Annotated in this window: 12 protein-coding genes; 10 read left to right on the top strand and 2 right to left on the bottom strand. The window is 61.6% G+C overall.

Annotated elements, in window-relative coordinates; genetic code table 11:
* Nucleotides 1-25 precede the first annotated feature (25 nt).
* Nucleotides 26-2,632 carry an aconitate hydratase gene (locus tag ACIPO9_RS09035; RefSeq protein ID WP_400780201.1) on the bottom strand — a complete coding sequence of 869 codons (2,607 nt, stop codon included), beginning with the start codon at nucleotides 2,630-2,632 and terminating at the stop codon, nucleotides 26-28.
* A 340-nt stretch (nucleotides 2,633-2,972) separates the two neighbouring features.
* Between ACIPO9_RS09035 and ACIPO9_RS09030 the strand changes: the two genes are divergently transcribed.
* The 4 genes from ACIPO9_RS09030 (at nucleotide 2,973) to ACIPO9_RS09015 (ending at nucleotide 8,442) form a co-directional block, all read left to right on the top strand.
* On the top strand, nucleotides 2,973-4,289 hold the full coding sequence (locus tag ACIPO9_RS09030; RefSeq protein ID WP_400780199.1) for a CitMHS family transporter: 1,317 nt from the start codon (nucleotides 2,973-2,975) through the stop codon (nucleotides 4,287-4,289).
* A gap of 117 nt (nucleotides 4,290-4,406) precedes the next feature.
* Nucleotides 4,407-5,294: a GntR family transcriptional regulator gene (locus tag ACIPO9_RS09025; RefSeq protein WP_274130516.1), complete on the top strand. Its 888-nt coding sequence runs from the start codon at nucleotides 4,407-4,409 to the stop codon at nucleotides 5,292-5,294.
* 261 nt (nucleotides 5,295-5,555) lie between these two features.
* Entirely contained in the window at nucleotides 5,556-6,854 is a 1,299-nt protein-coding gene (locus tag ACIPO9_RS09020) for an MFS transporter (RefSeq protein ID WP_400780197.1), read from the top strand.
* A gap of 361 nt (nucleotides 6,855-7,215) precedes the next feature.
* Entirely contained in the window at nucleotides 7,216-8,442 is a 1,227-nt protein-coding gene (locus ACIPO9_RS09015) for an MFS transporter (protein ID WP_274130518.1), read from the top strand.
* A 21-nt stretch (nucleotides 8,443-8,463) separates the two neighbouring features.
* Here ACIPO9_RS09015 and ACIPO9_RS09010 read toward each other — a convergent pair whose 3' ends face one another.
* On the bottom strand, nucleotides 8,464-9,351 hold the full coding sequence (locus ACIPO9_RS09010; protein ID WP_400780194.1) for a LysR substrate-binding domain-containing protein: 888 nt from the start codon (nucleotides 9,349-9,351) through the stop codon (nucleotides 8,464-8,466).
* 194 nt (nucleotides 9,352-9,545) lie between these two features.
* On the opposite strand from ACIPO9_RS09010, the gene ACIPO9_RS09005 reads away from it, so the two are divergent.
* From ACIPO9_RS09005 to ACIPO9_RS08980, 6 genes are all read left to right on the top strand, one after another.
* Nucleotides 9,546-10,424, top strand: a complete 879-nt coding sequence (locus ACIPO9_RS09005; RefSeq protein ID WP_400780523.1) for a transketolase — start codon at nucleotides 9,546-9,548, stop codon at nucleotides 10,422-10,424.
* A gap of 1 nt (nucleotide 10,425) precedes the next feature.
* Entirely contained in the window at nucleotides 10,426-11,427 is a 1,002-nt protein-coding gene (locus ACIPO9_RS09000; protein WP_400780193.1) for a transketolase family protein, read from the top strand.
* A gap of 11 nt (nucleotides 11,428-11,438) precedes the next feature.
* Nucleotides 11,439-12,284, top strand: a complete 846-nt coding sequence (locus ACIPO9_RS08995; protein WP_400780191.1) for an NAD(P)-dependent oxidoreductase — start codon at nucleotides 11,439-11,441, stop codon at nucleotides 12,282-12,284.
* A 95-nt stretch (nucleotides 12,285-12,379) separates the two neighbouring features.
* Nucleotides 12,380-13,714 carry an MFS transporter gene (locus tag ACIPO9_RS08990; protein ID WP_400780190.1) on the top strand — a complete coding sequence of 445 codons (1,335 nt, stop codon included), beginning with the start codon at nucleotides 12,380-12,382 and terminating at the stop codon, nucleotides 13,712-13,714.
* A 131-nt stretch (nucleotides 13,715-13,845) separates the two neighbouring features.
* On the top strand, nucleotides 13,846-14,298 hold the full coding sequence (locus ACIPO9_RS08985) for a thiol-disulfide oxidoreductase DCC family protein (RefSeq protein WP_400780188.1): 453 nt from the start codon (nucleotides 13,846-13,848) through the stop codon (nucleotides 14,296-14,298).
* Nucleotides 14,295-14,696, top strand: a complete 402-nt coding sequence (locus ACIPO9_RS08980; RefSeq protein ID WP_400780187.1) for a DoxX-like family protein — start codon at nucleotides 14,295-14,297, stop codon at nucleotides 14,694-14,696. The genes ACIPO9_RS08985 and ACIPO9_RS08980 overlap by 4 nt, the downstream gene beginning before the upstream one ends.
* Nucleotides 14,697-14,820 lie beyond the last annotated feature (124 nt).

Here is a 14,820-nt window from a genome sequence, read left to right as displayed (position 1 = left end):
TCTCCTGTGACAAATCAGCGCCGCGTCACTGGGCGGATGCGTTCTTCATGCTTTCGATCAGCAACTGCGGCAACAGGCCACCGCTGCGGAAGTAGCGAACATCCTCGAAGGTATCCAGACGACTCACGACAGTGACGCGCTCGGTTTCGCCGTTTTCGCGCTCGATGACCAGAGTGACCCTGGCGCCTGGCTGGAAGTCATCGGTGATGCCCTCCACGCTGAAGGTTTCGCGCCCATTCAGACCCAGGCTTTGACGCGAAACACCCTGCTCGAACTGCAGCGGGAGAATGCCGAGACCCGCCAGGTTGGTACGGTGGATACGCTCGAAGCTCTCAGCCACTACCACGCGCACACCCAGCAGGCGTGGACCTTTGGCTGCCCAGTCGCGGGAGGAACCGCTGCCGTACTCTTTGCCGGCGACAACGATCAGGGACTGTTTGCGATCCGCGTAGATTTCGGCAGCCTGGAAGATCGTGGTGACTTCTTTCTCCGGCAGCAGCAGCGTCCAAGGGCCTTCGCGACCGTCTTCGAGGAGCTCGTTCTTCAGGCGCGGGCTGGCAAACGTGGCGCGCTGCGCTGCCTCGTGGTTGCCACGACGTGTGCCGTAGGAATTGAAGTCAGGCGCGGCGATGCCGTGGGATTGCAAATACTGCCCCGCATCACTTTCGGGGAGAATCGCACCCGATGGAGAAATGTGGTCGGTGGTGATGTTGTCCGACAGCATGGCGAGAACGCGCATGTTGCTCAGGTCTTTGCGCGTATCGGTGGCCGTTACCGCATCGCTCCAGTAAGGAGGTTTGCGGATATAGGTGCTGTTCGCTTGCCATGGGTACTGGTCGCTGACGCCAGCGCGCAGGTCGCTGGCAATCAGGCCGGCTTCGCGAGGGACGTCTTCATAGGCCTTGTCGAACAGGTCGGCGGTCAGGTTGTCCGCCTCGATTCGAGTCAGTTCTTCATCGCTTGGCCACAGCTCGTGCAGGTAGACAGGAACGCCGTTGTCGTCCAGACCCAGCGCATCTTTTTCCGGATCGATCCGGTAGGTACCGGCGATGGCGTAAGCCACGATCAGCGGCGGCGACATGATGAATACTTCGCGAGCCAACGGGTGAACACGGCCTTCGAAGTTACGATTACCGGACGTCGCCGCCACGGTTTCCAGCTTGCGGGTGCGGATCTCTTCTTCGATCTCAGGGCTGAGCAGCGGGCCCGACATACCGTTACAGGTGGTGCAGCCATAGCCGACCAGGTTGAAACCTAATGCGTCGAGATCTTCGTTGAGCCCGGAACGCTCAAGGTAATCAGAAACAACCATCGAGCCCGGTGCAAAGGACGTCTTGACCCAAGGGGCACGCTTCAAGCCACGTTTGCGTGCGTTTCGAGCAACCAGGCCGGCGGCGATCACACCGCGCGGATTGGAAGTGTTGGTGCAGCTAGTGATAGCGGCGAGCACAACCGAGCCGTTGTCCAAGCCAACTGGTAGGTTGGTCGCCGGAGCTTTTTGACCCAATACGATCCGCTGATGTGGCTGCTTCGGCCCCGCAATCGAACGTGCCACAGAGCTGAGATTCAGCGTTACCACGCGGTTGTACTCAGCAGCACCAAGGCTGTCATGCCACAAGCCCTGGGCGCGGGCATAGGCTTCAGTCAGGCCGGATATCTGGCCGCCACGCCCGGTCATGCGCAGATAATGCAGGGTGCGATCGTCAATCGCGAACATCGCGGCAGTCGCGCCGAACTCAGGCGCCATGTTGGACAGGGTGCCACGGTCAGCCAGGGACAACTGCGCAACACCGGGCCCGAAGAACTCCAGAAACGCGCCGATCACACCTGCCTTGCGCAGCAGCTCGGTCAGCGCCAGTGCGATGTCGGTTGCCAGATAGCCCTGAGGCAACGTGCCTTCCAGGCGCACACCCACGATCTCGGGCAGGCGCAGCATCAGGGATTTACCCAGCATCGCAGCCTCCGCCTCGATACCTCCCACCCCCCAACCCAGCACCCCAATGGCGTTGATCATGGTGGTGTGGCTGTCAGTGCCGACCAGCGTATCGGGGAACGCCCACAACTTGCCATCACGGCGTTGAGTACCTACCACAGTGGTCAGGCGTTCCAGGTTGATCTGGTGAAGGATGCCTTTGCCCGAAGGAATGATCGACAGGTTGCTGAACGCCTTGTTGCACCAGTCGAGAAACTGGAAACGTTCAGCGTTGCGTTCGCGCTCGATGGCTTCGTTATCGGCCAGGGCACTGGCATCGCCCCAACGCTCCACGTTGAGCGAGTGATCCACTACCAGATGAGTCGGGGTGACCGGGTTGACCAGCCGTGGGTTGCCACCTTTCTCGGCAACTGCGTCACGCAGCCCCGCGAGATCGACCAGCGCTGGCGTACCGAGCAGGTCCTGCAGGACCACACGGGCCGGGCGGAAAGGAATGTCGAACGCGCTGGATCGGGCGCAGATGACTTTCAGCGCGGCTTCAGGGTCCGCCTCTCCACGCAAGACGTTCTCGGCGAGGATGCGCAAGCTGTAGGGCAGCTTTGCGTAATCACCGCCCAGGTCAGTCACGACCCCGCGGATGTCGCTGACACGGTACTCGATTCCGTTAGCGGAAACGGTTTGACCCTTTGACTCAGGCATTGGCTAATCCTCACAGGCTGTACAAGCAATGTTTTTGTGAGGCTGATGTTGCACTTTGTAATGATATAGGTCAATGTTGATTCATCCGGTTCACTCAGCCACTGAGATCGGACGTACCTGAACGATGGGTCGCGACATGCACCGCCAATGCATCCGACAGGTACTGGAACAACAATAAACATAAGAAAATTGAGGCCCTCCATGACCCAGCTCCCGCGCTCCAACTCCGTTCGTCCTCCCATTCGCACCGAGCCTGTCTCGTCCTGAATCACGCCGGCTGCCTTGCAGACCGTCTGGCTGAAAGGCGCCCTACATATTCACGAAAAAAGGGAGTTCGACCGTGCTGACAACCCTCGGCTTTTCGATGGTCATCTGTTTCATGTACCTGATCATGACCAAGCGCCTCTCGGCGTTGATTGCTCTGATCCTGATCCCCATCCTGTTCGCCCTGATTGGCGGGCACTACGCCGGCCTGGGCGCGATGATGCTCGACGGCGTGAAAACGCTGGCCCCAACTGGGGTCATGCTGACCTTCTCGATCCTGTACTTCGGGATCATGATTGACGCAGGGCTGTTCGACGGCCTGGTGCGCTTCATCTTGAAGCTGGTGAAGGGCGACCCTCTAAAGGTGTTGGTCGGTACCGCCGTGCTGACCATGCTGGTGTCCCTGGACGGCGACAGCTCCACCACCTACATGATCGCGTGCGCGGCGTTCCTGCCGCTTTACCAGCGTCTGGGCATGAGCGTTCTGGGCATGACATGCCTGGTCAACATCGCCAGCGGGATCATGAACATCTCGCCATGGGGTGGTCCCACCGCCCGTGCAGCTGCGGCGCTGCATGTCGATGCGATGGACATCTTCGTGCCGATGATTCCGGGGATGCTGATCGGCGCCGCCTGCCTGGTGTTCACCGCCGTGATCCTGGGACGCAAGGAGCGCGCTCGTCTGGGCATCATCCATCTCCATGATGTTCACAACGGCCCCATGGCGCTGGGCAACGGCTCTGCCGAGGATTGCGACGGGAATCGCCGGCCACAGATGTTCTGGCCAAACCTGATTCTGACCTTGACCCTGATCACCTGCCTGATCCTGGGCGTCATGCCGATCCAGATACTGTTCATGGTCGGTTTCGCCCTGGCCATCATGCTCAACTACCCGAAGATCGAAGACCAGAAGGCGCGGATTGCAGCCCACGCGGCCAACGTCCTGGCGGTCACTGCCGTGATTTTCGCGGCCGGCATCTTCACCGGGATCCTGTCGGGCACCGGTATGGTGGACTCCATGGCCAAGAGCCTGCTGTACGTGATCCCGCCAAGCTTCGGGCCATTCCTGGCGGTATTTACCGCGATCGTCAGCCTGCCTTTCACTTTCTTCATGTCCAACGATGCCTTCTACTTCGGGATCCTGCCGGTCATTGCACAAACCGCTGCGCAGTACGGCATTACGCCGCTGGAGATTGCACGTGCGTCAGTGGTGGGCCAGCCTGTTCATCTGTTGAGCCCTCTGGTGCCCTCGCTGTACCTGCTGGTTGCGCTGGCCAAGGTCGATCTGGGAGACCACCAGCGCTTCGCCCTCAAATGGGCCATTCTGGCGAGCTTTGGCTTGCTGCTCGGCGGTCTGCTGTTTGGCGCATTCCCGTTGTATCAGGTGCGCTGAGGCGCCGGCGGTGCGCGAGAAGAAAGCGGCAAAGACCGGAAATGGTCTCTGCCGTTGCATGGCATGACGCGCTAGAATGGCAGCCCTCTGGTTCAGCTCTTTCCGGTTCCCGATCCAATGCCTCTAAGCCCTCTGCAAGCACGCATTGCGCGTGACATCGTCTCTCACGTGCGTCGTGAACGCTTCGCCGTCGGCCATCACCTGGTAGAGTCACAACTGGCCGCGGCGCTCAATGTGTCGCGCACGCCGGTCAAGTTCGCCATGGGGCATCTGGTCGAGAAAGGCATGCTGACCTATGACCGCAACCGTGGCTTCTTCCTGGCTCGCGCCAGCGATGACCTGGGCGACCTGGTATCGGAAGTGATGGAGAAATCCGACGACCCGCTGTACCTCAAGTTCGCCGAACTGCGCCTGAGCAGGCAGCTCCCAGAGCTGTTTACCGAGATCGAGTTCATGCGCCAGTTCGATGTTTCCAGGGCAGCCCTGCGCGCCGTGCTTTCGCGGATCCAGCAGGAAGGCTGGGTTGAGCAGCGTGCAGGTCAAGGCTGGCGACTGTTGCCCATGATCGATTCGGTCGAGGCCTACGAAGAAAGCTATTCCTTTCGCGCCACTATCGAGCCGTCGGGGATTCTGTCACCCAGCTTCCAGATCGACCGCGAAACCCTGGCAGCTTGCCGTCGGCAGCAAGAGTTCATCGCCAACGGCGGTTATCTGACCATGACGCCTCAGGAGCTTTTCGAGGCCAACTCTCAATTCCATGAGACCTTGGCCGCTTGTTCCGGAAACCGTTTCCTGCAGCAGACCGTCCGCCGTCTTGACCAACTGCGACGCCTTGTCGAGTACCGCCAAGCCAGCTCACGTACCCCTCGTAAAGGACAAGCCGAAGAGCACCTCGCGATTCTTGATTGCCTGGAACGAGGCGACCGACTGGCCGCTGCAGACCAGATGCGACGCCATCTGGAACAGGCAAGACGCCACAAGGTCGACCCCGCTCTCTTCGAATAATCCCTGCCCCACGTCTTCTATAGCTGTCACGCGATCTGTCCAGGTCGCGTGCGCTTCCTCCTGGCCGCCGATCTACAACTGATGCCTCAAGTTAGTCGTCGGGTTTATCTGCCTTTCACAAAACACAGATTGACTTATATCGTTACAAAGTTCATTTTTGCATTCACCACAAGAAACGAGCCACCGCATGCGTGTCCGCCTGAACACCCCATGCCTGAAGCCCGGTTACGCACACACCACAATCACAATAATGGTGAATACATGTCATACCGTAGAGGCTGGATAGCCGTCTTCCTGTTCTCCCTGGCCATGATCAATTACATGGATCGCATCGCGCTTTCCATTGCGGCCAAACCCATCGCTGAAGAGTTTCACCTCACATCCGTGGGGATGGGCTACCTGTTCTCTTCCTTTATCTGGAGCTATGCGCTCTTTCTGATTCCGGTCGGCCTGCTGATCGACAAGTACGGGGTCAAACGCGTCGGCGGCCTGGGCATCTTTATCTGGTCCCTGGCGACCGCCCTCACCGGTGCTGCCTCAAGCTTCGCCAGCCTGCTGACCGCGCGCCTGGTCATGGGTGCGGGGGAATCGGTCAGCAACCCGGTGGGCGCCAAGGTCATACGTGAATGGATTCCCGGCACAGAGCGCGGCACCATCACGGCCATCTTCAACAGCGGCTCCTACGCAGGCCCTGCCATCTGCTCGGTGGTTCTGGCTGCACTGGTTGCCGCGTTTGGCTGGCGCATGTCCTTCGTGATCGCCGGCGCTATCGGCTTCGTCTGGCTGGTGGCCTGGTATTTTTTCTACGACAAGCCTGAGCAGGTTAAATGGCTCGCCCAGGGCGAGCGCGAACATATCGTCGCCACACGCGCTACCAGCACCGCCGGTAACGCCACCAATGTCGCTTATGGCCTCAAAAAGCTGCTGAAGACGCCAACCCTCTGGGGCCTGGCCATCGCTCAGGGCTGCAACGTCTACACCCAGTATCTTTTCCTGACCTGGCTGCCTAGCTACCTGCAGGAAGTGCGGCACCTGACCATCGCCAAGAGCGGCCTGTTCACGGCCATTCCCTATGCTGCCGCCGTGGTGTTGTGCATCGTGATCGGCAAGCTCAGTGACCAGTACCTGAAAAACGGCAGCGGCGCTGCGTCGGGCAAACGTCGCAACGTCATCGCGCTGACCATGCTGGTTGCAAGCTGCATCCTGCTGATCCCGTTCGCAGACGACATTGCCATGCTGGTGCTGATTTTTTCTCTGACCCTGGCAGGCATCGCCTCGACCACCTCACTCAACTTCTCGTTGCTCAACGACCTGCTGCCAAGCTCGGGGGACGTGGGTCGCGCCATGGCGTTCGTCGTGGTGGGCGGGAATGTCTTCGGCATGCTCGCGCCGATCGTGACGGGGTACGTCATCACGGCCACTGGAAGCTACAACTGGGCATTCGCCATCGCAGGCGCATTGTTGGTGACCGGAGCTATCGTGATCCTGAGCATGACCAGAAAACCGATGATCCCCATCGCGCCGGCGGCTGAAAGCAGCATGGTCGCCCGCACGGCCTGAGTCCTTCGAGCTCTCGCTGCGGGCGTCTTCAAGAGCCCCGACGCCGGCAAGCCGGACTGCTACGGATATCTGCGGGGTGTAGGTCTGACCTCAACCCTTTAGGAGCACGCCTGCCTACGACGGCGTACATGAAGTCGCCTCGCCGGCAAGCCGTGCTGCTACGGGACGGAGGTCGGCCCTGCTTACCCCCGGCGCCCAGGCGAGCGCTCTATTCAGCACCTCTTATCATTTCTACTGATATTTACTATCGAACCGCTCGCCTGCGGACTCGCCGAAACCGGCTCCTATAATTGCCTGCCAATCCCCCGCTCCCCTCGCCTGCCTTCAGGCGACATCTCTCCTTTCCTTGGAACCCAGTCTTATGCCAAGCGCCCGTCACGCCCCGCACACGCCTCCCGAACACAACCAACAGAGCGTCAAACAGCAATGGCTGGCGATTCTCTCCGTCGCCGTGGGTGCCTTTGCCCTGGTGACCAGCGAGTTTCTGCCGGTCGGCGTACTCAATGATGTCGCCAGCGACCTGGGCATCAGCGCAGGCCATGCCGGCCTGATGGTGACCCTGCCCGGCATCATGGCCGCGCTGGCCGCACCGTTGCTGTCGGTGGGTATCGGCGCCATGGACCGTCGCTATCTGCTGATCGGCCTGACGCTGATCATGATCATCGCCAACGCGGTCGTGGCCTATGCCAGTGACTTCAACCTGTTGCTGTTCGGCCGCATTCTGCTGGGTATCAGCATCGGCGGCTTCTGGGCCACGGCCATCGCCCTCAGCGGTCGGCTGGCGCCCAAGGGTGTGGGTGTCGCCCAGGCCACCTCGATCATCATGATCGGCGTCACCCTGGCCACCGTGCTGGGCGTGCCCGTGGGCACCTGGCTCAGCGGCCTGATGGGCTGGCGCATGACGTTCCTGGTCACTGCCCTGGTGGGCGTGCCGGTGCTGCTGGCGCAGATTTTCCTGCTGCCACGGCTGGATCCGGACAAGGCCATTCGCTTCAGCGACCTGCCTGCCCTGTTCATCAACCCGCAGGCCCGGGTCGGCCTGATCGCGGTATTGCTCATTGGTCTGGCGCACTTTGCCGCGTACACCTACGTCGCTCCGTTCTTCAAGCACAGCTCAGGCTTCGATGGGCCGACGATTGGCTCGCTGCTTCTGCTGTATGGCGTGGCCGGTGTCGCGGGCAACATCTTTGCCGGTTTCGCCGCCAACCGCAGCGTGCGCCATACCCTGCTGCTGGTGGCGCTGATGATCGGCGTCAGCACCGCCCTGTTCCCCTACTTCGCCACCGGCATGACCGGCGCTGCCATGCTCATCGCACTCTGGGGCTTCGCCTTCGGCGCCTTCCCGGCCTGCGCCAGCATCTGGATGTTCGTCGTAGCACCCAAGGATGTCGAACGCGGCATGCCGCTGTTCGTCGCCCTGTTCCAGGTCATCATCGCGCTGGGCTCCTTCTTCGGCGGACAGATCGTCGACCAGCTCGGCACCTCGGTGCTGATGAGCCTCGCGACCGCCTTGGTGGGCTGTGGGTTTGTGACGGTGCTGGTGCTGGGGCGCAATGTGAGTAATAGCCTGGCGGCGCAGCCGGGTTGAGACGCTAGTCTGCGGTGCGGTTCACCCTTGAACCGCCACCGCAGGCCGCACACCCAGTTCGTCGAGCAGCCACTTCTTGAACACCTCCGCCGCTTCATGCCTCGTCCGCCGTTTCGGGTAGACGAGGTAATGCCCGATGTACTGAATGTCATGGGTCACTGCCCGCAGCGGCGCGACCAGGGTGCCGTTTTCCAGTTCGGTCTGGGCCAGCAACGTTGATTCCAAAACCACGCCCATGCCATTGGTGGCCGCAGAGATAGCCATGATGCTGCGGTCGAAGCGCAGGGCGTAGTGATGGGGCGACATCAGGTGGTTGGCCTCGAACCAGCCCTTCCATTGCAGCATCTGCACGTCACACTGGATCAGCCGGTGCTCGTACAAATCCTGTGGCGTGCGAATGGTTTTCGCCAACTCCGGACTGCACAGCGGGGTCAGGTGCTCCACGGCCAGGGGCACTTTTTCGTTGAGGGCTGAGCGCGGTTCGCCGTAGACGATGTCCAGATCGAAGTCGTCATTCTCGAACTGCGCATAGTCGGTGCTCGCGGAAAAGCGCAGGTCGATGGCCGGGTAGGCCTGAACGAATCGGTGCAGGCGCGGCATCAGCCATTGCATGCCGAAACTGGGCGCGGTGTGCAGGCGCAACGGCGGCGGTTCGTCGGTCTTGGCGAGGACGAAACCGCGCTGCATTTCTTCCAGCCCGCGCTGCACGTGCTCCATCAGCAGGCGGCCTTTGGCTGTGAGGTTGATCTCGCGGGTGGTGCGTTCGAACAACTGAATGTCGATGGATTCTTCCAGCTTGCGGATCGAGTGGCTGACCGCGCTGGAGGAAATCCCAAGCTCCTGCGCGGCCTGAATGAACGAGCCAGAGCGGCCCGCCGATTCAAACACCCGCAGTGATGAAAGCGGCACTCGGCGAAGCTGCTGAATTAATGAATTTTGTTCAGTCATTGCTGCAAAAATGTCTTTTGTAAGGGCTTATTTTCCGATGGTAGCTTGATTACAGGTTGGATGCAGTGCGTTTGATGAATTCAGAACATTAGTTGCCGTGTATCTCTGACCACCGGTTGCCTCTTAATAAAAATAAGCAGGACTTACAGATGACGATGATTTCTCGAGGTGCCGAAGTGGCCATGGAGCCGCTCGCACGTGTGGCCCATCATGCCTGGCGCATTCGCCGTTTCGCCCTGCGCATGGGCGAGGTTCAGGGTCAGGGTTACGTCGGCCAGGCGCTGGGTTGGGCCGATGTGCTGGCCACCGCTTACTGCCATGCCATGAAGGTGCGCCCCAACGATCCTCTTTGGGAAGGCCGCGACCGCTTCCTGCTGTCCCACGGGCACTACGCAATCGCCCTCTACGCCGCGCTGATCGAGGCGCAAATCATTCCCGAAAGCGAACTGGACACCTACGGCTCCGACGACAGCCGCCTGCCGATGTCCGGCATGGCGAGCTACACACCAGGGATGGAAATCTCCGGTGGCTCGCTGGGTCAGGGCCTGCCGATCGGCGTCGGCATGGCGCTGGGCCTGCGCATGAAAGGCAACCCGGCGTGGGTGTTCAACTCCATGTCCGATGGCGAGCTGGACGAAGGCTCGACCTGGGAAGCAGCCATGTCCGCAGCGCACCACAAGCTGGGCAACCTGATTGCCCTGGTCGATCTCAATAAACAGCAGGCCGACGGCAACTCCCATGAGGTTCTTGATTTCGAACCCCTGGCCGACAAATGGCAGGCGTTCGGCTGGCATGTGCAGCGTGTCGATGGCAACGACCTGGCGGCGGTCGTCGCTGCTTTCGATGAGGCCATGGCGCTCAAGGAAGCCAAGCCTCGCGTGATCCTGTTCGACACCCTGATGGGCAAAGGCGTGGACTTCCTGGAAGTGCGCGAGAAGAACCACTTCATTCGCGTCGAGCCTGATGAATGGCAGACCGCGATCAAGGTTCTGGATGCCAGCTACCAGTCCCATCTGGAATCGGAGAAACGCTGAGATGGATACGCCAACCATGAACAAACCACGCCTGACTACCTCGGCGATGATCGCCTCCATCGCCAGCGAAGGGCAGCGCACCGAAACCGCCCCTTTCGGCCATGCGCTGGTCGCTGCCGCACAGAAGGATTCGCGCATTGTCGGCATGACCGCCGACCTGTCCAAGTACACCGACCTGCACATCTTTGGCCGCGAATTCCCCGAGCGTCACCTGCAGATGGGCATGGCCGAGCAACTGCTGATGGCCGCTGCGGGCGGCATGGCCAAAGAGGGCCTGATCCCCTTCGCCACCACCTACGCCGTGTTCGCCACCCGCCGCGCCTATGACTTCATCCACCAGGTGATCGCCGAAGAAAACCTCAACGTGAAGATCTGCGCCGCGCTGCCAGGCCTGACCACCGGTTACGGTCCCAGCCACCAGGCCACCGACGACCTGGCGCTGATGCGTGCCGTGCCGGGCCTGACCGTCATCGACCCGTGCGACGCGCTGGACACTGCCCAGGCCGTCACCGCCATCGCCGAATACAACGGCCCGGTGTACATGCGCCTGCTGCGCGGCAAGGTGCCGATGGTGCTGGACCAGTACGACTATAAATTCGAGCTGGGCAAGGCCAAGCTGCTGCGCGATGGCAAAGACGTTTTGATTATCTCCAGCGGCATCATGACCATGCGCGCCCTGGAAGTCGCCGAGCTGTTGGGCGATGGCAGCGCAGACGTCGCGGTGCTGCACGTGCCGACCATCAAGCCGCTGGACGAAGCCACCATCATCGAGCAGTGCCGCCGCAGTGGCCGGCTGGTGGTGGTTGCGGAAAACCACAGCACGGTTGGCGGTTTGAGCGAGGCCGTGGCCCTGACGCTGCTCAAGGCGCGGGTCAGCCCGGCGTTCCAGCAGATCGCCCTGCCCGATGCCTACCTCGACGCCGGCGCCCTGCCGACCTTGCATGATCGCTATGGCATTTCCACTCAGGTCATGGCGGCGAACATCCGTCAGTGGCTGGCATGAGGAGCGCGAAGATGGACGTTGCATTTATCGGTCTTGGCGCCATCGGCCTGCCCATGGCGCGGCAGATCCAGCAGGCGGGCCACGGCGTGGTCGGCATCGAACTGAGTGAAGCCAACCGCGCCCTGGCGCAGGCCCAGGGCATCGAGTCCAGCGCTGACTGGCGCGCGGCCGTCGATGCCGACGTGGTGGTAGTGATGGTCGCCACCCCGGCGCAACTGGACGCACTGGTCAGCCAGTGCACGGAGCTCAAACCCGGTCAGCATTGGGTGGTGATGAGCACCGTGGGCCCGGCCTCGGTGCGTGAACAGGCGGTGCGCCTGCTGGAGAAAGGCGTGCAGGTGGTCGATGCCCCGGTCACCGGTGGTGTGGCGCGGGCAAGCACTGGCAGTCTGCTGATTTTCGCCTCGGGGCCCAAGGCCGCAGTTGAGCGCGTCGAGCCTGTGCTTCGCAGCATGGGCGAAGTGCGCGATGCCGGCGCTGAGGTCGGCGACGGCCAGGCGATCAAGGTGGTCAACCAACACCTGTGCTCTGTGCATCTGGTGGCAGCGGCCGAGGCACTTAGCCTGGCGCGTTCGCTGGGCCTGGACCCGGCGCGGGTGCTGGATCTGGTGCAAAAAGGCGCCGGAGGTTCGTGGATGCTCTCCGATCGCGGGCCGCGCATGCTCGAAGGCACTGACACCCAGGTCACCAGCATGGTCGATATCTTCGTCAAGGACAGCGGCCTGGTGGCGTCTGCCGCGCAAGGCTGCAATGCGGCGGTGCCGTTGCTCGACATCGCTCACGCCCGCTTCAGTCAGGCGTCTGACGCAGGGCTGGGCAGGCGCGACGACAGCCGGGTCATCGAAACCTGGGAGTAAGCCCGATACAGTTGTAAAGGTCCGTTCCAACACTCAGGGCAGAATCCACACGCTGGACTGCCCGCTACAACAACAATAAAAGTTCGGAGTTTGCCATGAGCACATCCTCGACGGCGTCAGCACAAACAGAAAGCAAGGCGGGGAAAGTTTCCTTCGCCTCCATGGTCGGCTCGGCCGTGGAAAGCTACGACTTCTTCATCTATGGCACCGCCGCCGCAGGCTGGTTTGGCCAGGTGTTCTTCCATACCACAGAGCCCATCGTCGGCATCCTCGCGGCGTTTGCGACCATGGCCGTTGGCTTCTTCATGCGCCCCTTGGGTGGCTACCTGGCCGGGCATTTCGGCGACCGTCTGGGGCGCAAGACCGTGTTGCTCTGGTCGCTGCTGGCCATGGGCGGCGCGACCGTCCTGATCGGGGCGCTGCCTACCTACGCGCAAGCCGGGGTCATCGCACCGATATTGCTGATTCTGCTGCGCATGATTCAGGGCATCGGCTTTGGTGCCGAATGGGGCGGCGCGGTGCTGATGGCCTGCGAACACGCACCGGCCCATCGTCGCGGTTTCTTCGGCGCGGTGCCGCAGATCGGCATTCCCCTGGGTCTGCTGATGGCCAACGGCGCGTTCCTGCTGTCGGCAGCGCTGTTCGAAGGTGACTGGGTCTGGCGCGCGCCGTTCCTGGCGTCGGTGGTAATGGTGGCTGTGGGGATGTGGATTCGGATGAGCGTCAGCGAATCGCCGGAGTTTGAAAAAGCCAAGGCTGAAAACACCCTGGTCAAGCAACCGGCGTTGCAGGTGATTCGTGAAGACTGGCGCAAGGTGCTGCAGATTGCCGGCCTGCGTCTGGCGGAAACCGGCGGCTACTACCTGGCGACGAGCTTCATGCTGTCCTATGTCGTGCTGTCGGGCATCGCCACCAAGCAGAACGTGCTGTGGGGCACCATGATCGGCTCGGCCATTGGCCTGGGCAGCCACCTGTTCTATGGCGCCCTGAGTGACCGCATCGGTCGCAAGCCGGTGTTCCTGATCGGCTCGCTGTTCACCATCGTGTTCGGCATCCCGATGTTCATGATGATCAACACCGGGATCGTGCCGCTGATCATCGTCGCAGTGGCCATGGCGCTGATCCTCAGCCACGACCCGATCTTCGCCGTGGAAGCCAGCTGGTTCACCGAACAGTTCCCGGCCAACGTGCGTTCCTCGGGAATTTCCCTGGGCTACAACTGCGCTTCGCTGGTCGCAGGCACCCTGCCCTTCATCGCCACAGCGTTGTACTCGCAGGTCGGCTGGATGGGCCCGGCGATCCTGTTCAGCCTCTTGGGCGTGGTCTCGACGCTGTGCGCCGTGAAAATGCGCGAAACCGCGCCGGCGGTGGTCAAGGACATGCCGGTGGTAGAGCGTGCGGCTCCCGTAGGGAAGCAGGCGTTGCAGTAGGCAAGCGAAGAAATGCGAGCGAGGCCTGAATCCGGTGGTTCAGGCCTCTTTTTTTTGCCTGGCCGTGACTGGAAACAAAACGCCACCCCACCCTACAATGCTCCGCATCCTCGCCTTGCAGAGAACCCGCAATGCCCGCCTCTCTGATCCGCCCGACCCCTGCACCGCTTTTGGCCCCCGGTGAAACCGTGGTGCTGTTCGACGGTGTCTGCAAGCTGTGCAATGGCTGGGCGAAATTTCTGATCCGGCATGACCGGCATCATCGCGTCCGCCTGGCCAGCGTGCAGTCGGCAGAAGGACAAGCGTTGCTGACGTGGGCAGGGTTGCCGGTGGATGCGTTCGACACCATGGCGGTGATTCGCGGCCGGCATTACTGGGTGCGCTCGGAGGCGTTCGTCGAAGTGGTGGCGCAATTGCCTGCCGCATGGCGGATACTTGGGCTGCTGCGTGTAGTCCCGCGAGCCCTTCGAGACTGGGCGTACGATCGCATTGCCCTGAACCGCTATCGGCTGTTCGGCAAACACGACGTCTGCCTGTTGCCGACAGCGGACCATCAGCGGCGCTTTCTCAAGGCTGGATCGTGAATGCCCTGCGCCAGGTTCACTGGCTGGCTCGCGGCAGTCTCGCCTTCATGTTTGCCTACCACGGGCTGGTGCCCAAGCTCATCGCCCTGAGCCCCGGCGAGCAGTTACTGTTGCGGGCTCATGGCCTGGAAGGTGCCGCGTGGTTATCGCAAGCAGCTGGCGCGGCCGAATTGGCTTGGGCTGCAGTGCTGCTGTTTTTGCCCAGGCTCTACTGGCCCTTACCGTTGACCGCACTCATCCTGCTCGGCCTGCTGGTGGACGTGGCGGCGATGCAGCCATCGATGCTGATCGACGCGTTCAATCCGGTCACGCTGAATGTGGCAGGCATGGCGTTGTGCGCCATCGCCTGGATTACGCGGGGATCGGTGGGCGGTGACGTGACATCCGCGCGCCAGTGATACCCTTCACCGTCATTTCCCAAGGCCGTCATATGGATATATCGCCTCGTTTGATCATCCACGAATCCGCGCATTGGCGGGTCAACCACCGCATCGACAGTGCGTTGCCGGGCTATCTGATGCG

It is taken from the genome of Pseudomonas sp. NPDC090203, from assembly GCF_044746765.1.
In the GTDB taxonomy this organism is placed as follows: Bacteria; Pseudomonadota; Gammaproteobacteria; order Pseudomonadales; family Pseudomonadaceae; genus Aquipseudomonas; species Aquipseudomonas putida_AD.
The sequence above is the reverse complement of the archived record's forward strand: the minus strand, read 5'-3'. Positions and strand labels throughout refer to the sequence as shown.